The organism is Rosistilla oblonga (assembly GCF_007751715.1).
Taxonomy (GTDB): Bacteria; Planctomycetota; Planctomycetia; order Pirellulales; family Pirellulaceae; genus Rosistilla; species Rosistilla oblonga.
In genome coordinates this window covers 6,343,881-6,364,165 of sequence record NZ_CP036292.1, presented here as the reverse complement: position 1 = coordinate 6,364,165, position 20,285 = coordinate 6,343,881, and the positions used below count along the sequence as shown (strand labels likewise).

At 57.8% G+C, this 20,285-nt stretch carries 1 protein-coding gene; it reads left to right on the top strand.

Annotated features, from left to right (window positions below; all coding sequences use genetic code 11):
* Positions 1–77: 77 nt before the first annotated feature.
* The gene (locus tag CA51_RS22440) at positions 78–20,039 is read left to right on the top strand and encodes a tandem-95 repeat protein (protein WP_145123381.1); all 19,962 of its coding nucleotides are present in this window, start codon (positions 78–80) and stop codon (positions 20,037–20,039) included.
* The last annotated feature ends 246 nt before the right edge of the window (positions 20,040–20,285 follow it).

Sequence of the window (20,285 nt, the reverse complement as noted above, 5' to 3'; positions counted from 1 at the left end):
ATTCGTTACTAAGCGATTTCAAGCGACCGGCAGCTTCTGTTGCCGCGTCGCTTGGCTAGTTCCCAAGGAAAAAATCGATGAAGAGAAGCATCGAACGTGAGCTTTTGAACAACAAAAATCGCCGACGAGATATCGGTGCCAAACGGCGCAATAAGCTGTCGCGACGTGCTTTGCGGCATGAAGTGCTCGAAGCGCGGCAATTATTGGATGCCAATTCGCTCACTTTTGTGCTCGATTTCGTCGAATCGACTCAGGGGCAATTGGTCGACAAGAGCGGCAACACGGTCGCTCCCTTTGATGCTTCTAGCTTCGGGTTCGCCGCGGGGGACCAGCAGCAGATCGCCAACGAAGTCTTGGCTCAAGTTCGGTCGGGCTTTTTGAACATCCCCGATGCCGGTACAAACTCCGCCAGCCCACTGGCTGCGGGGCAAGAACTGGACATCGACATCTATATCGGCGACGCGGGAGTCGCTCCGATCAACGGAGCCAGCGAATATTACACGCTGTTGATCGGCAACACGGTTGGCGGATCGCCCGCTCTGGTCGGAACAACGCTGCAAAACGATGTTCGCGATGGTGCTGGCAATCCCAACACCGCAGCGGTTGGCAGTTCGATTGGAACCGTCTTTGTCGACAATCTCAACAGCCAATTGAATGCCGGCACGTTGACGCCCAGCGACGCGCTGACGTCGGGGAATCTGACCTACACGTCCCTCTCGATCGCCAATTCGGTGCTGCACGAACTCGGCCAGGTGCTGACGCTGACCGACGTGCAATCCGCGGGAGCTCAGACGCTGCGTGGCCTGACGCCAGCGATGGGCGTGTTGGGATCCAACCCGCAAGACGCACAGCCGCAGGAATTTATCAGCAGCCGTGAATTCGCTCTCTCGGCGACCAGCCCCGAAGCCGGCGGCGCGGTGGTCAATCCGCTGCAGGCGTTGATCGACAACATCGGAACTCGCGACAAGGTGTCTCTGCCGACGACCGACGATTCCGAAGGCGGGCCACAATTGATCGGCATCAATCCCGATGCGGGCAGCCTGTTTGCCAGCACTCAGGATTTTGCCAGCGGTACCGGGTCGTTGGACCTCGCCACGCTGTCGCCACGCAATCTGTTGGACGATGCGCCGACCGAACTGACGCTCCGTTTTGCCAGCGACGACGCGATCGATGCCGACACGTTGGCCAAGGGAATCGAGATCACGCGTTCGGTCAACGGCATCTTTGGCGATGGCGATGACATCACGATCACTCCTGGTTATCTGGGCCTCGATGAAACGCAGCGAGTCGTCGTCGCGCGGTTCAGCGAAACATTGCCCGATGACAGCTACCGCGTGCGCGTGTTTGGGTTCGACGATGCCAGCCGCGACATCGAGGGTGTTCGCACCGTTTCGACAAGCCAGAACGTTGGCGGCGTGCTGTTTGAACCAGCCAATGTGAATGGCTTCGAGATCGATGGCGTCAACGACAACATCGAAACGCTGTACTTCGAATTGGAACTTGGCGCGCAGGTTGTCGCTGTCGTTCCCCAACCGATCGGCCGCGATGCGGTTGGCAATTTGATCCAGCGGAAAGATCAGATCGTCGTCTACTTCAACGACGACGATCTCTCGGACCTGGGGGCTGGCGTGATCACCAGTTCGTCCGATCCGGCGACGTTGGCGAATCAGCCACGCGTGGTTCAACCGCAGTATTACCAGCTGATTTTGACAAACGATACGGTTTCAGGAAACGACGACGTCGTCGTCCAACCGACCAGCATCAGTTACGATCCGAGCTTGGATCGCGCCGTCCTGACGTTCAACGAGTTCACCGATACGTCGGGGACGACTGGTATCTCGGACTTGGCACAGATTCCGGTCCTGGCGGGAATCGCCAGCGGAGAGGCGACGTTCCGATTGCGCGTCGGCAGCAGCGATCAAGTCGCTTCGAAGGATCATCCAATCCAGCCCGCGTCAGTCGATCCGGCTGTACTGCGTTTCACCGGCAACGCCGCCGACCTGAACTTCACCGACCCGATCGTTTCGGGAGTCCAACGCGATCTGATGTCGGTCTCGCTGACCGACGGAACTAGCGTAACCTTTGAGTTCACCGATTCGTCGACCGCGATCAGCTCGCCCACCAACATGCCGATCGTGATTTCGGCTGGCGCGACAAACGCACAGATCCGCGACGCGATTCTGTCGGCGCTCGAAGCTCATCCCGAACTGAATCTGTCTCCGGTGGTCACCGAGGATGGAATCGCGATCGACACTCGCGAGGGACAAACGGTTTCGACGACCAATCTGCGATTGGGAGTTTCCAGCGATGTCGGCAGCAGTTTTGCGGGAGCCGATTCGTTGTCGTTGGGCGCGTTGAGTGGATCGACGTCGACGCTGATTCGACAAGAGATCCGAGCGTTGGATAGTTACGCGTTGGAATATCCCGGCGGATACGACGAACAGGGGCTGCGCGATTTCGATCAACTGAGCCATTTCTTGTTCCAAGACGGCGACGAGCTCGATGGCACCACGGGATCGTCGATTTCGCGACTATATTACAACTTCAATACTAGCCTACCTTACGGACAGGACGGGTTCGGACAAAGTTTGTTTAATGCGATCACCGACGCGCAAAAACAGCGGGTGCGGGAGATCTTTGAGGTCTTGGGCGATAGCTGGGGTATCGACTTTGTCGAAACCAATTCGCACAGCGTCAACGGCATCGATGGCGTCAGCTTGACGATCGTGACCGGCAATCTTGTCGTGGCGGGTATCGAGAGCGGCCCTGGCGGCGTCTTCGGTTCGGTCGCCAATCAACCCGAAATCGCTCAACAAGCTCACACCTTTGGCCGCACCGTCGTCTTGATGGATGCTGGCGAATCATGGTTCAACGAATCGAGCCTCCCCGATCCGCTCAACGCCTCGCGGCTCAGCTATTACGCCCACGCGATGACGTTGGTGATGTCGGCCCTGGGAGTCGGATCGGCCAGCGAAGCCCCTCCCGGCACCGTCGCTTCGGGAGTCATCCGCAACTACACCTTGGGTGGCGAAGAGAATTTGCTGGCTGGCGTGACGTATGCCAACAACGGCGCCACGAATCTGACAGCCGTCAATCCTGTCGAACCATCGCTCCCTGGCGACGTCGACAACGTTCTGGGACAACATCTGTACCGGCCTGAAAGTCGCGACATCGACGTCTACAAATTCCAAGTCGCCGAGGCGGGTGTCTTCACCGCTGAGACGTTTGCGGAACGATTGAACGGTTCGGCGAGCCTGTTGGATTCCTATCTGTCGGTCTATCGCGACAACGATGGTGTTCAGGAACTGATCGCCCGCAACGACGATTATTACGGCGAAGATGCGTTCATCGAATTGAACCTCGAGCCGGGCGAATATTATCTGGCCGTATCGGCTTCGGGTAACGAAGCGTTTGACCTGTCTTTGCCCGACAGCGGCATGGGAGGAACCAGCGAGGGAACGTATGAACTGCTGGTGAACTTCTCGCCAAACTCGGTTTCTCAGATCGTCGATACGCAGGGGACGCCGTTGGACGGCGATGGCGACGGCGCCGCCGGTGGCGAGTTCAACTTCTGGTTCCGCAGCGTGCTGGATGAAGGCAATCTGGCGGGGCAGACGCCGACGCAGCCTCGGACGCTGTATGTCGATAAATCGCACAGCACCAACAACGGTGTGGGGCAATTGGTCGGCACGCTAGACAATCCCTACAACAACATCAAAAACGCGTTTGCCGCCGCACGTCCGGGCGACACGGTTCGGATCGTCGGCAACGGTGGCTTGGATGGCAACATGACCACGCTGGGCGATAACTTCGCTTACGAGATCGGTCGCGGTGGTTCGTCCAATGCACCGTTGGCTGATGGTGCGACGATGGAAGTTCCGCAGGGCGTGCATGTCCAGATCGACGCTGGGGCGATCTTCAAATTGAAGGACGCTCGGATCGTCGCTGGCAGCAGCAGCAGCAGTGTCGATGTCAGTGGCGGTTCGTTGCAGGTGCTCGGCACCCCGTATTACGATCTCCGCGACGCCAACGATATTCTGGTCGGCACCAATGGCATCTTTGGCCGTGGCGACGGCGAGGTGCGGTTCACAAGTTACGACGATCAATCGATCGGCGTCGACACCAACCCGCTGGCGACCACGCCAGCCAGTGGCAACTGGGGCGGTATCGAATTCAAAAACGACGTCGACAATGCCGAGGGACGCGCCAACTTGGAGCGACAAGGCATCTTCTTGAACTACGTCGGGCATGGCGATTTCCAATACGGCGGTGGTCGTGTTACCGTCAACAGCCAAAGCCAGACGGTCAACCCAATCCATATGTCGGCCGCGCGACCGACGCTGCTTTACAACGAGATCCAATTTAGTGCCGACGCGGCGATCAGCGCCGATGGCGATAGCTTCCTGGAGACCAACTTCAACTCTCCGCTGTACCAACGCAACGATGCGTTTGTCAGCGATTACGACCGCGTCGGTCCCGATATTCGCGGCAACGTCCTGCTGAGCAATTCGACCAACGGGTTGTTCGTTCGCGTCGACACGCCTGCTGGTGAAGCGACAAAACAACTGTCGGTTCCCGCCCGCTTCGACGATACCGATATCGTCCATGTGATCGGCGAAAACCTGTTGATCCAAGGGACCCCAGGTGGTCCGATTCTGGAGTCGACCAAGCCGCCAGCGACAGGTATCGTGTCGAACGCTTCGGCCAACGCCGACAGCACCTTGGCGACCGGAACGTACACGTATCGCGTGACCTACGTCGATCGCTTTGGCGGAGAATCGTTGCCGAGCGATGCAACCGCGTCGATCAACGTTGTCGCTGGAGAACAAGTCGCGCTGACCAGCCTACCTGCGGCCACGGGCGACTTCATTGCACGGCGACTGTATCGCAGCCAACCCGATGGCGCCGGTAAGTTCGAATTGGTTGCGGAACTCGACCGTAACCGCACCTCGTATGTCGATCTCGGCACCAGCCTTGGCGCTACGCTTAACGCAACCGTTGCGACTGCGGAACCGAACATCGATTCGACGCTCCCCGCTGGCACCCACGTCTATCGGATTGGGCTGCTGAACGAGGCCTCGATCGGTAATCAAACCGAAGTTGTCTTCGACGAGGTGATCCGCGTCACGACAGCCGCCGGCGAACAGGTGAGTTTCGAGAACTTCTCGGGGTTGGAGACCAGTTCGTCGCCGATCACTCAGTTGGGCGCTTTGAACACCGGTTTCAGTGGCGAGACGCAGTTCCGCGTGATCTATCGCTTGAACACCGTCAGCGGTGAGTTCGATGTGGCTGGGATCACAAATCTCAACGAGAGCAGCTTTGTCGACGATGGTTCGACTCTGATCATCGGAACCATCACTGGCGATCCGCTCGACAGCCTGCCGACGATCAGCGCGACCCAACTGCGGGCGCGGACCGATGCGCGGCTGGCGATCGATCCAGGCATCATCGTCAAAATGGACGACGCCCGAATCGAAACCGGATTTGGCGCTCAATTGATCGCCGAGGGAACCGACGGGAAACAGGTCCTGTTTACCTCGTCTTCGGACGACCGATACGGTGCCGGTGGAAGTTTTGACACCAACGGCGACGTTGCGGCAACGGTCGCATCGGCTGGCGATTGGGGCGGTATCTACATCGGCCCAATCGGTAGTGTCAGCATCGATCACGCGTATATCGCGTTTGCTGGCGGTGTCGTGGAGACCGGTGGTACGTTTGCCGGCTTTAACGCCTTGGAGATCATTCAAGCCGAAGGCCGCGTTGCCAATACAACGTTCGAACACAACGCATCGGGGCTGGGTGGCCAAGCTGGCGTGCAACGCGACGGGCACGGTTTCAACGAGCCCGCGGTGATCTTTGTTCGCAACGCGCAACCGGTGATCGTCGACAACGTGATCCGCAACAACGACGTGGGGCTGACCGCTGCGATCAGCATCAACGTCAACGCGCTCAACAGCGAGATCGTGTTGGATTATGGACGTCAAACCGGAACTGCCGACAATCGCACCGATGTCCGCACCAACTTTGGTCCGCTGGTCGACGGAAACCGCTTGGGCGACAACGCGATCAATGGTTTGGCGGTTCGCGGCGGCACATTGACGACCGAAGTCGTCTGGGATGACACCGACATCGTACACGTCGTCGATAATTTCCGCCCCGACCTGCAGGGCGGTCCCGAATTGATTCAGATCCCAGATCTGTTCAGCTATGGCGGCCTGCGATTGCAGAGCGATCCGCAGGAGAGCTTGGTTGTCAAGTTTGGTACGGGAGCTGAGATCATCGCCACCGGGCGACCGCTGGATATCGAAGATCGCGTCGGCGGCACGCTGCACGTATTGGGAGCTCCTGGATTCCCCGTTGTCTTGACAAGTTTGGACGACGACACCGTGGGTGCCGGGTTCGACCCCTTGGGGCAAGCGCTCAGCGACACCAATGGCAACGGAAACGCAACGACACCGGCCGCTGGCGATTGGCAGGGTTTGGTGCTGGATGAATTCAGCAACGACCGAAACGTCGAAACCGTCAACGAGACCGAATCGCCCGACCGCGTGCAATCGCAAAACGCTGTCGGCAACAACGCCAACCCCAGCAGCGCCGAGTTCCTGGGCGATTTGGCGGCATCGGAAACCAGCAGCGACGACAACCTGCGGCTTGGATTCACCGTGCATGGTGTGATCAGCCAGCCTGCCGACGTCGACGTCTACAGCTTTAACGCCAAAGCGGGGACCGAGGTTTGGATCGATATCGACCGAACTTCGTCGGCTTTGGATACGATCATCGAAGTCATCAACGTCAATGGCGACATCATCGCACTCAGCGACAATTCGCACGCCGAATCGACGATGACCACCACGCTGTTGGCGAACGAAAGCCTGCTGCCAGCCAACCGCGTCAACGTGATGCAACGCGATCCGCTGGGACCGACCAATTCGATCGACGGTTCGTTCCGCGACGATTATTCGACCAATCTCTACGACGCCGGCATGCGATTGACATTGCCAGGATCGACGGGGACGACAAACACCTTCTTCGTTCGTGTTCGCAGCAACAACCAGGATCCGAACGATCCTCAGCCCCGCGATATCGTGAACGATCCGGCCGATGGCGTCGCGTACGAAAACGATCTTGTCGGCGAAGGACGAACCAGCGGCACGTATCAGTTGCAGTTGCGAATCGGCGAACAGCAAGAGCATGGTGGATCGACGATTCGTCAGGCCGAGATCCGTTATGCAACCTCGGCGATCGAGGTGCGTGGCTTGCCGATGCACAGCCCGCTATTGGGTGAAGCTTCCGAACCGATGACCGGCAGCAGCGATGGGAACAATACCATCGGCGGTGCTATCGACTTGGGCGCGCTCAACGCGACCGATCGGGCTGCGTTGTCGGTTGCCGGACAGATCTTCGACCTCTCCAACCCCAGCCGTACCGACGATATCGACTGGTTCGAATTCCAGGTCGAATCCGATTCGGTCGATCCGTTGAACCAAAATGTTCTGCACACACCTGTCGTTATCGACGTCGATTATGCCGACGGCTTGGCCCGGCCTAACACATCGATCTGGTTGTTCGGGCGTCCCGATATCGGCGGCGTCGGCGCCAACGAGATCCGCTTGTTGGCCTTCGGTACCGATTCGAACATTCTCGACGACCAGAGTGCTCCAAACCAAGGCGTCGACCAAAACGATCTGTCGCGTGGTTCGGGAGGTCCGTTGGACGCTTGGCTGGGGACGATGGAACTGACCGCGGGCAGCTACTACTTGGCGGTCACCAACAACAGCCGGGTCAGCGAACAACTGGAACAATTCCAGACCGCCAATCCAAGCAATCCGTTGGTCCGCGTCGAACCGATCAGCAGCGTTGAACGGATCTCATCGGATCACGATTTCAACGACGATGGCATTCAAGACAATTACTTCAACACCGGCAACGGGTTGGTAGGATTTGCCGGTTCGACGACTGCCACCGCACCGGTCACGGTGGCCTTCGATGGCAACAGCAACCGCATCGACTATACGCTTAGCGATGTTGTGTTGTACGTGACGACCAGTTCGACGTTGTCGACAGTCGATCCTTACACCGGGGTTCGCGAGTCGATCGTTTCGAATTCGACCGACGGCGGTACGGGATACAACGTTCGCGATATCGCGATGCGTCCCGACGGAAATCTGTACGGCTTTGGTGAAACCAGCGGAGCGATCACCGACGCCAACTACGATGACTTCTTGCGGTTGTCGACCGAGGGTGGCGACTCCAACAAGGTCGGCGATGCGGGGATCCTTACGTATGAGGTGAATCCGGCCAACGGCACTGCACAACGTGCCCAAAGTAACACTCAAGGTGGCACCACGCGTAACGGTGATGGATTGTCATTCGAAGCGATCACCTACGTCGGCGCCAGCGGCAACAGCACGCAGATCGGTGAATTTGCCAAGGATCTCGCTTTGGTTTCGGTGTCGCAACGCGCCGATGTCAGCGTTAATGATGTTCACGAAACCAACTGGATCTACCGGCACAATCCGTCGAATGGGGCTGGCATCAGTTCGCCAAGCGGCAACCGCACCAACGCCAATGGCGTGGTCGGCGGATCGGCACCAGACTATCGATCGGGTACCGTCGTCGTCGAACGCGGATACATCGATACGGACATCGATGAAATCCTGAATACGCAGAGCGCGTTTGTGAATGTCGTACCGTTCCCGTCGATTCTCGATGCGGAACTGTTTACGGTCTCGCAAAATGGCGGGACGGGGACGTTGGAGTTTGATTCCGGGCTGTCGATCGATTTCGATACCAGTTTGGGCACCCTAACCGATGGCGATCTGATCACGATCACCGATTCGTCGGGATCGATTCATGCGATCGAAGTCGACACGGGCGAGATCTTACAGTCCCAACAAGTTGGCGGTGTGACCAGCATCAGCGACGGCGATACGTTGACAGTCACGACCGCGTCGGGTTTCCCACTTGAATTCGAATTCGACAGCAATAACACGTTGGACGATCCCAACCGGATCGCGATCGCATTCCAAGCAACGCAGACATCGGCACAGCTTGCGACAGCGATCGCTGCTGCGGTGAATCAAGCAAATATCGGTGGCCTGTCCGCAGTTGCGGTCGGTGACGAAATCGATATTCAAGGCGAACAATCGATCTCGATCGGCTCCAGCGGCCTGCTGGCGACTGGCCAGGCGGGGATTACAACTCCCGGTGCGGTTGCGCTTTCGATCAACGCGTTTGCTTCCAGCCAAGAGATCGCTGAAGCATTTGGCGATCTCGACGTCTCCGATTTCGGATCTCGATTGGATACCGTCGCCGTTGGAACGTCGACCATCTTTGCTGGTGCCACTGCGATCAGTGTCACTCCCACAGCGACCTACATGACGGTCTCTGGCGATCCAGTCACCGCGGGCGTTCAGGCTGGACGCGTTCCCGTGGCATTGGTTGTCGGGGAATCGGGGACCGAGTTGGCGACGCGATTGGCGAGTGTGTTGGAGTCGTTGAACTTCGGCGTCGATCAATACGGCGACAAACTGGTCGCTGTCGATGGCCTGTTCGAGCACACATCGATCAGCAGTGCCTTCGATGTTCAAGACACGCCCGGTGGCGGCAACATCACCGGCTTGGCGACCGTGGAAACCGATTTCCGATTCGATGGCTTTGACGAAGTCGAATTGTTCGCCGTCAGTGAAACAGGCGACTTGTACCGTGTGGTCGGAAACACGTCGTCTTCTAATGCGGCGCCGTTCCAACTAGGATCGTCCAGCAATCGCGGTGATTACATCGCGACGTTGACCGATGCCAATGGGAATCGGATCCAGTTTTCGGGTTTGACGGTCGGGCCACGGAACCTGGAAGGTGGTCGCTTGAGCGATACGCTGTTTGGTGTCGCGACCAACGGTACGATCTATGCGTTTGATACGATGGGCCGGCCACAAGCGATCTTCGCCAACGGGGCAACGTCGTTGCAAACCAATCAGTTCGGCGCGACCGGATTGGCGTTTTCGAATCTCGACGTCAACCTGTGGCACGTTTCGAACAGCAATCCCGATATCGGAAGTGCCGCCAGCGATCAGGATGGTTACGGCGTCGACCCCTCGCCCGATGGCAATTCCAATCGCAACGTCGAATCGGGAACCAGCAACAATCACTTGTATTTCGGATTCGAGAATCCACGCACCTCGGGCAGCGATATCCAGACCGGCAATTGGAACGGTATCTACGACATCGGTGACAATCGCAGCGGTGCAGGCGTGGTCGACGACTACGCTGGAGACTACAACACGTACAACTTCCCCGGCGGTGCGTTGGGGTCGATCGAAAGTAATCCGTTGGATCTGTCGGCCTACAGTTCGGCTGATCGTCCCGCTCTGTACTTCAACTACTTCCTGGAAACCGAAAACGCCAACGACGATCTGGCCGGTTCCAACGGGGCCAATCGCGACGATTGGATGCTCGATTCGCTGCGTGTCTTTGCCGCCGGCGAAGACGGCGTGTGGCGGTTGTTGGCGACCAACAACAGCGATCGCACCGACGCCGGTGGGTCTCCTGACGGATTTAACACTAACGGCGGGTTGAACCCTAGCCAACCGCGAGCTATCAATAGCGGTAGTGGCGACGAATTCGACGAGCTTACTGCGGGTGGAACCGATCTGGTTCAGGAACTATACGACGTCAACGACAACGGTGCTCCTGTCAGTTGGCGTCAGGCTCGCGTGTCGTTGGACGATTTTGCTGGGATGTCGGGCGTTCGGATCCGATTCGATTTCTCGACTGCGGGTTCGATGGCGATCGGAAGTCCATTCTTGGGTGGTGAAGAACTGCGAGCTGTCGCGGGAGCGAACATCACCGATGGCGATACGATGCAGTTGCGGGACGCAAGCACTGGCGCGTTGTCGACCTTCGAGTTCGACAACGGGCTGGAGATGCGTGTGCCAAGTGCTGTCACGATCCCTTCGGGAGGATTTGTGCAGATCGATGCTCATCGCTTCACGTTCCAAGAGGGCGGGACCGAGGTCGTTGGCGACGGTTTGATCAACTTTAATTTGACCGACACGCCCAGCGCTATCGCTCAACGCCTGCAGGATGAGTTGTTGAGTGCTGGTTTAACTGCTCATCTCGATACAACGATGGGAAATCGGATCAGTGTCGAAGGCGTGACCACCAGCCGAGCTTCGGTCGATATGCCCAGCGGGTTTATCGTCGGGCAACCGGGCGTCACCGCAGGCAATACGCCGATCGCGGTCCATTCGGGAATGACCGCTGAAGAAGTTGCGATCCAGGTGCAGAAGAGTCTCACCGAGGCGTTAAATCTCGCTGGAGCCCAGGACGTCACTACATCGTATCCGGTTCGCAACGGCTATCTGATCAAGGTTTACGGCTACAACGTGCTCGATTCCGGACCGATGGGATTGTCGCAACATGGCTCCGGCGGAAACGCTTTGCCGGGCGATGAGTTTGGTCAGTTCACTTCGACCAGCATCGACAATGCGTTCCGCAGCCAGAACAACGCCTTCACTGGCGTCTATCTGGACGACATCATCGTCGGCTTCCGCGAGCGGGGCGAAATGGTGATCAATTCGACTTCCGACCAGACTGGATTTGTCGACAACCTCGAATACGAACCATTGCTCAGCAACGGTGTGAAAGCGGAAACCGACACCGGTTATTACCAGGTCGAAATTCGTACCGGTGCCGATTACGGTACCGAGCCCGATGGCTTTATTCGCGATCTGTTTGTCTATCGCACGTTTAATACAAACGATCGATTGGCAACCGGTGTGTCGTTGAACGCTCCGTCGCCCGAACAGGTTTACGATGGTCAGACGTTCGATCTCAGCGATGGAACGAACACCGTCACCTTCGAATTTGATGATGCTACGCTGACACCAGGCCAACTTGGTTATGGATTGTCGGTCGCCGGAAACGTTCGGATTCCATTCAATCCGTTGGGCGATATGACTCGCGCCGAACTGGGCCGTAACATTCGCGACGCCATCAATGGAGCTCAAGCTCAAGCGACCTTGGGCGTGACGGCTTCGATGCTGGATGGATCGATCAGCGGATCGACGACGGTTTTGGGGACGCCAAGCAACTCCTACGTCGTGGCTCTTCACGGAACCGTGGCGGTCGACAACTTCGGCAACTCCGACTTTGCCGACTTGAATAACATGACGCCAGTTGTCACCGATTTCTTCGGCAACGTCTTCCCAGGCGAACAGGACGATTACACGCTGTACGGCGTCGACCAGTTCAACAGCGTCGATGGTGGAGACCGCAATCGCAAACGCGATCAAGGTCAAGTGCTGTTGCAAGGCAACGTGATCAGCGATGCGTTGTCTTACGGTATCAACATCATCCCTGGTGCTCGCGACGTCGAGATCTCACCGCTTGCCGGTTCGCTACCGCACGCCGGTCCGCCGCGTGCAACCCAAGAGTTCAACGACGAACGCTTGGCTCCCGGCGTTTCGGTCTTCAACAACATCGTGGTCGCCAGTGGCACCGCGGGAATCCGAATCGCGGGCGAAGCTACCGAAGACGCGGCAGTTCCGTTTGCACGCATCTTTAACAATACTGTTTATGGAAACAGTTCGGGAGCGGGGATCGGCATCCAGGTCCAAAACAATGCCGGCCCAACGCTCAGCAACAATATCGTCGCCAACGTGGGAACCGGTATCTCGGTCGATGCGTCGAGCGATGCCACGACGGAAGTCAGCACGTCGCTGTATTACCGCACCGGAACGGCTAGCACCTATCGCGGTGGCGATCTGGGAACGTCGTTTGTATTGGTCAGCGATCCCGCGACGCCCGTTTTTGTCGACCCCGAAAATCGCAACTTCTATCCCGTTGTCGATTCTCCCGCGATCGATACCTCTCGCGAAGTGATCAACGATCGAAGCTACATGCTGACGATCAAGGGACCGTTGGGAATTGGCGCGTCGCCGATCCTGGCTCCCGATCGCGACGTGACGGGACAATTCCGAACCGACGACCCCAGCACGCCTGCATCGGGTACCGGACAGAATGTGTTCAAGGATCTCGGTGCGTTCGAACGCTCCGACTTTGTTGGCCCAGTCGCTGCCCTGGTCACTCCGCAGGACAACGACAGCGGCGGGCAGGACAAGGATCCCAACGATACCTACGTTCAATTGACGCAGGGCTCGCTGAACTACTTCGAAATTCTGATCTCCGACATCAACGGAACCGGTCCCGATGTCGCGACGATCGATCCCGCGGGCGATCCGACCGATCTGTCGGCCATCAGCATCACCGAAAACGGTCGCTTGTTGACCGAGGGAGTCGATTATTCGCTTGGCTTCTCGCCGACCAACGGGAAGATTCTGCTGACTCCGCTGACCGGGATCTGGCGTCCGGAGAGCATCTATGAGATCACGCTGAACAATCGTGATCGGATGGTCCTGACCGCGCCGACTGGTTCGGCGGTTCAAGATGGCGACCAAGTCATCGTGACCGATGAAAACGGGATCGAAGCGACGCTGGAATACGACAGCGGTTATGTGCTGATCGTCCCGCAAACCTTGACTTTGGTCGTGCCCGCCAACGGTGGAAGCGCCGTTGTCGATGGCGAGACGTTTACGATCAACGACGGCGGCACAACACGTGTCTTCGAACTGACAAGCGACGCCAACTTCAGCGCCACGCGGACTCCGATCGCCTTCGACGTCACCGATACTCAGACGCAGTTGCGCGACAAGATCCTGGCAGCGATCACGACGTTGTTGGCGAACCTGCCAGCGAACGATTCCACGATCTTGCAACCCGTGGCAGTTGCCGGCGACAAGATCCAGATCGGTAACTCTCCTGCGTTGGCGTTGAGCACCGCGGGCGACGAGCAATCGGGTCTGACACAGCAAGGTGTTGCAGCGGGCGTTCAAGATGGTGAGTTGTTGACTGTCACGCATTCCGCTGGCACGACGACCTTCGAATTCGATACCGATTCGGTCGCCACGATCACTGCTGGGCATGAACGAATCGCGATCCAGCCGACTGCGACGCACGAAGAGATCGCTGCGGCGATCGCTCAAGCGGTTCGCGGTGCGTCGGTCGAACTCGATAGTGCTCGCGATCTCGGACAGGGCGTGGTGCAGCTTGGCGGTACTACCAGCGTCACGGTCGACGTCGACAGTTCGGCGTTGGTTTCGATCGGCACCCCGGGTGTCGAAGAGAGCTTGCACTTGGCAGTGCCTGTCGACGCCGGTGGCGTTCCGACGGTGATCGATGGAACCAGTTTCACTCTAACGATTGCTGGCAACACGGTCCGCTACGAGTTCAACGATTCGAACGTCGATCCGGCAACCACGCCTGGCAACCAGGTGATCAGCTTGACCAAGCCCGATCCTTCGATCCCGGGCCTCAACGTGCTGCTGGACGCCGATGAATTGGCGGCGGAGATCGCTCGCGTGATCGGCCAATCGAGCCTTGGAATTCAACCTGTCGCTGAAGCTGGTGGAATCGTTCAATTGAACGAACCGCTGGGAACGACGTTCGATATGAACAACAGCGGTTTGGTCGCCGACGGCGTTGCTGGCGGAGCGGTTCGCGTCGAATTCAGTCCGCTGAGTTTTAGCAGCAGCCAAATGGCGTTGGCTTTGGTGCGAGCGATCAACGAGATCGATGTCGCTTCGAATCCGAACGACGGTCCGTTTGCTGGAGTTGCAACGTTGCGAGGCAGCGACACGCTGTTCCTCAGTGGCGTTAGCGACGTTGTCGATGCAAGCGGCAACCTCAGTTCAGTCGACGTTTCGGCGATCCGCGATATCGCTGGCAACCCGTTGCAACCGAATCGCCCCAACAGCGAAACGCAATTCACGATCTTGACCCCAGGTCTGACGCTCGACTTTGGCGATGCACCGTATGCAACGCTCCTCGACGACAACGGAGCCCGGCACGTCATCGTTCCCGGTAGCGTTTCGCTTGGCAGCGGTGTGACCACTGCTGAGACGGATGCCAACGTGGTCGGAATCACCGCCGATGGCGATGCCGCCGAGGATGGCGTCGATCTGACGCAGGCCTTCTTCAATCCGAACTACACCGCTTCGGTGATCCAAGTCACTGTGCAAGGTGCCGGTGTCCTGGATGGTTGGGTCGACTTCAACCGCGACGGCGACTTCGACGACTTGGGCGAACAGATCGTATCGATGCGACCGGTCTCCACCGGAATCGAATCGATCGCGATCCCCGCGCCGCTGGTCGACGGATTTGTTCCAGGGATCACCTATGCACGATTCCGCGTTTCGCAAACCGGCGGCGTCAGCCCGACTGGCATCGCTGTGGGCGGTGAGGTCGAGGATTACGTCGTCGAGAACCTGGTGGGTACGCCACCGGTCGTCAATCCTGGAAACGCTGTCGATACTTACACGACCGCCGAAGACACGACGCTTACGATTCCCGCGAGCAGCGGCATTCTGCAAAACGATGGCGTCGGGTTGTCGGTCTTCGATATCGATGGCACCGGTTTTCCTAAGCAGATCCCGATCGATGGTGGTCGCGCTGGCGTAGTGCGTCTGAATCGTGACGGTTCGTTTGCCTTCGAACCGGCTCTCAACTTCTACGGCACCGGAACGTTCACCTATCGTGCGTTCGATGGTGTGATGCCATCCAACGAATTTGGAACCGTCACGCTGACAGTAACTCCTGTCAACGACGTGCCGGTTGTTGTCGACGATCCTTCGGTCGCCTCGGGACTGCCTGCGTTCCGCTATCTCGAAGACCAAGTCGTTCGCATTCCATGGTCGGTGTTGTTGGCCAACGATGGCGGCTTCCCAGCCAACGAAGCGGCTTTGGAGAACCTGCAGATCACCTTCGCCGAAGGGATCACGCCAGGCCTGCCAGCTTCGCAGACGGTTCCCGTAACCGTGCGGATCATCAATGACAGCAGCACGCCAGAGCCGATGATCGAGATCGTGCCGCAACAGCACTCCGTCGGAATCGCGCAGTTCGTCTACCATGTGACCGACGACGGAATGACCAACGGCGTCAGCGATCCGCTGCAATCGGCGATCGCCGCGACCGTGACCATGGAATTCTTGAAGGTCAACGACGCGCCGGTTCCCGATGAAACATCGCACGCTGGCCTCAACTTGACAGCCATCGAGGATACCGCGTTTGAAATCTCTGTCGATTCGATCTTGAGCGACGACGATGCGGCACCAAACCGAGTCAGCAATCGCGATATCTTCGAGTTGACCTACCAAGAGGTTGCGTTGGCGGAAGACGTCGACGGTTTGTTCCCCGATGGAATCCAGTTGGAGACCGAAAACGGAGGCACCGCGGTACTGAGTACCAACCTCGCGGGCGATCCGATCATTCTCTACACGCCTCCTGCCGACTTCTTTGGCACCGATGCGATCTTCTATCGAATCGGCGATGTCGACACAGCGACCAATGGCTTTGAGCCACCGACAACCCCTGCGACCTCGACTGGATTGCCGCAGTCGTATGTGCCGACTGCCGCGCCAGCGAATCCAAACAATCCGCCAACGGGCTATCAACAGTTGGCCGATGGCAGTTGGGTTCGCTTGCAAGACGATGCCAAGACGACAGTCGGCCGAATCACGCTGACGGTCAATCCTGTCAACGACGCTCCCGTGATCAGCACGACTGAGTTCGAGACGCTCGAAGACCAAGCGATGGTCTTCGACGATGCCGTTGCGTTCTTCGGGATCTTCGACGGGCCAAATGAAACCGGCAACGTCACGATCTCGGCGACAAACAACGACCTGACGACGACTCAGGGCGGATCGATCGAGATCGTTGGTAATCAGCTGACCTACACCCCGGCCGCTGATTTCTTCGGCATCGACATCATTCGCTTGACGCTTACCGACAGTGGTTCGCCGGCGTTGCAGACCGACGTCGAGATCACCGCCACGGTCCGACCTGTCAACGATGCTCCGTTCGATCCAAACGCATCGACGCCAACATCGGTTAACGCGATCGAAGACGACACCAACTTGGTGATCGATCTGGGGCCGTTGTTCACCGACAAATTGGTCAACGAATCGGGGATCGATGAAACAACCGACGTCGACAACGTCGGAAACGTGCCGCAGAGTTTGGTTGTTCAAGGCATCCGACTTGGTGCGGGTGCACCTGCGGGAGCGGCTGTTTCGCTGCTCGGCAATGGCAGCGTGCGAGTGACCTTACCACGCGATTATTTCACCGAGCTCGACGCGACCACCTCCGCTCAACCACCGTTGAACCTGATCTACACGCTCAGCGATCAAGGGATCAGTTTCGTCGACGATGGCAACGGCGGTTATGTCTCTCAAGCGGATCCGAAGACTGTCGACGTGCCGTTGCAGTTGAAGGTCTTCCCTGTCAACGATGCTCCGCTGGGCCAAGTCCACACTTTGATCAACCGTGTCACCGAAGATACGCCGTTGACGTTGGACGTCAGCGAATTGATTCCGACCGACGCGATCGTCGCCGGCTTGGGAATCGGTCAATCGCTGCCGACGTCGCTCGATTCGGCGGGGCCAAACGAAGATCTCGGTGGCAACAATATCAAAGACACCGCCGGCGAAACGCTGTCGCAGAAGTTGATCGTGCTGTCGCCAAACGCGTCTTCGACGGAGATCACCACATCCCGCGGTGGAACGGTTCAGTTCATCGATACCGATAGCGATTTGACAAACGGATTCGAGCAGGTTCTCTACACGCCGCCGTTGAACTTTGCTAGTTCGACAGCCGCGATGGTCGATACGTTTACGTACACGATCCAAGACGATGGCGTCACGTTTACGTTGGATGCCAACGGCAACCCGGTTGCGAATTCATCGCCGCTGCGATCGACCGCAACGGTGGAGATTCAAGTCACTCCGGTCAACGATCCTCCGCAGTTTGTGATCGATGAAAACGTGACCGTCAGCGAGGACACGACGGTTTACGACGCCAACGATCCTGGGCACGTGACGCTGCCCGGCTTTGTGAAATCGGTTCGTCCAGGTCCTGGCGACGCGTTGGATGAAGCATCGCAAAACGTTCGCTTCGAAGTCACGACGACCAACCCAGGATTGTTCGATCAGATCTCCAGCGATGCGTCGGGAGTTGTCACGCAGCGACCCGACATCAGCATCTCCCCCGATGGCGATCTCGAATTCAACCTCCAGTTGAATCAGAACGGAATCGCAATCGTGACCGTGACAGCGATCGACGACGATCCAAACAATCCGTTGGCATCGGAGTCGCAGAAGTTCACGATTACCGTCAACGCGGTCAACGATCCGCCCGAGTTTGGTTATCCCAACGCACCCGACGATCCAAACCGGATCAAAGTGACCGAGGGCAGCGGATTCTATCTCGATCCTACGTGGGCATCGCCAATCGCGGCGGGCCCCGCGTCGGCACTCGACGAACAGGGCCAAGGCGTCAACTTTGTTGTCACCACCGATCGACCCGAATTGTTCGCCCTGGCCCCATCGGTCACATCGACCGGCGGGCTGCGGTTTACGCCTGCACCAAATCAGAATGGTGAAGCCGTTGTGACGGTTACGGCTGTCGATACCGGACTTGCGACCGGCGATAACATGAATCGATCGCAGTCGATCCTGCTGACGATCTCGATCGTACCGGTCAACGACATTCCGGTTCCGGTCAACGATAGCTACAGCACGGATGAAAATACGCTGCTGGAAATCGATGGACCTGGCGTGTTGTCGAACGACGTCGACATCGACGGCGACGTGTTGTCGATCTACGCGTTTGGTGGCAGGCCAGCCGGTACGCTGACGGGGATCACCTCGTTGGGAGCAACTGTCACGTTCACCCTCAACGATCAGAACGAAGCGGAAGGTGGATTTGTTTACGATCCGTCGACTTCGCAGATTCTCGATCGCTTGACGACGGGAGAGTCGCGAGTCGATACGTTTACGTATCAGGTTGTCGATTCGAACAACGTCGTCGGCGTTTCCGAGGGCCGTGTTTCGATCACTGTCAGCGGACGCGACGATGCACCGCGATTGACGCAGGATCAGATTCGTGTTGCCAGCAACCGAGTGACCGTGATCAACGTGTTGGATTTGGTCGAAGATCCCGAATCATCGACCGGTGGCGTCGATCCGGCATCGTTGGTTGTGACTCTCGCTTCGCTCAACGGTACGTTGACCAATAACGGCGACGGCACGCTCAGCTACAGCCCTCGCGAAGGCTATAAGGGATCGGATGAATTCCAATTCACGATCGCCGATGAGCAAGGGAATCGCAGCGGCCCGCTGACGCTTTCGATGCAGGTCAGCGACACGCCGATCACCAGCGGCGATGTTGTTCGAACCTCGATCAATCGCCCCGTCGATATCGATGTGTTGGTCAACGATCAAGGCGTTGCGGGTGCGTTGGATCCAGCCAGTCTGCGAATCACGACCCAGCCTGCAGAAGCGGTTGGATCGGTGCAGGTGCTGGCAGGTGGAATGGTTCGCTTTACTCCCGCCAACGGTTTTGTGGGAACGGCGCAGTTCCAGTACACCGTCGCCGACACGCTTGGTTTGGCTTCCGATCCGACCAGCGTTGTTGTGTCGGTGTCGCGAAGTGCTGGGCAGAACACGCTCAACATCCGCGACGTCAACGACAGCGGAGAGGTTTCGCCGATCGATGCGTTGATCATTATCAATCATCTGAATCGGAACACCGAAAACGATGTCGATGCGTTGGTCGATAACGGCACGATCTCGATTTCCGATGGGCCGTTCATGGACGTCAACGGCGACGGGTCGATCACTCCGTTGGACGCGCTGACGATTATCAATTACCTCAACGGTACCAATGGTGCCAGCGGTGAATTCGAAGCGGTTGTTGCTCCCGATGTCTCCTCGGTCGTCGTGGGTGCTGCAACTTGGATGCATGCTCCGGCCGAAGAGCCCGAAGAGCTGACACCCGAAGCGGCGACATCGCTTGCTTTGACTCAGTTGGGCGAAGAGGAGACTGGCCGCCGGATCGAATTGGATCCCGTCATCGATGAACTCGCCGATTCGCGAGACGATCAACCCACCGCCGAAGGACTCGATGAGTTCTGGAGCAACTTCTAGCGATTAAGGAACAGCTCAGAATCGGTCCAAATGTTTGTTAATTTGGACCGATTTTAGGGATTCTGAGGACAACTCAGAGGCTGATTCGTTATCAACGCGAGCCCGCGGCAAAGATCTTGCCATCACGATGTGGGCCACTGCGCATAGCGACCTGGAAACTGCAGAGTTCTCTGCAGCTCACGGTCGTAACGATTCTTGCGATTTTATTGCATGGACTACAACGCGTAGCTAGTATGAGACCTCCCC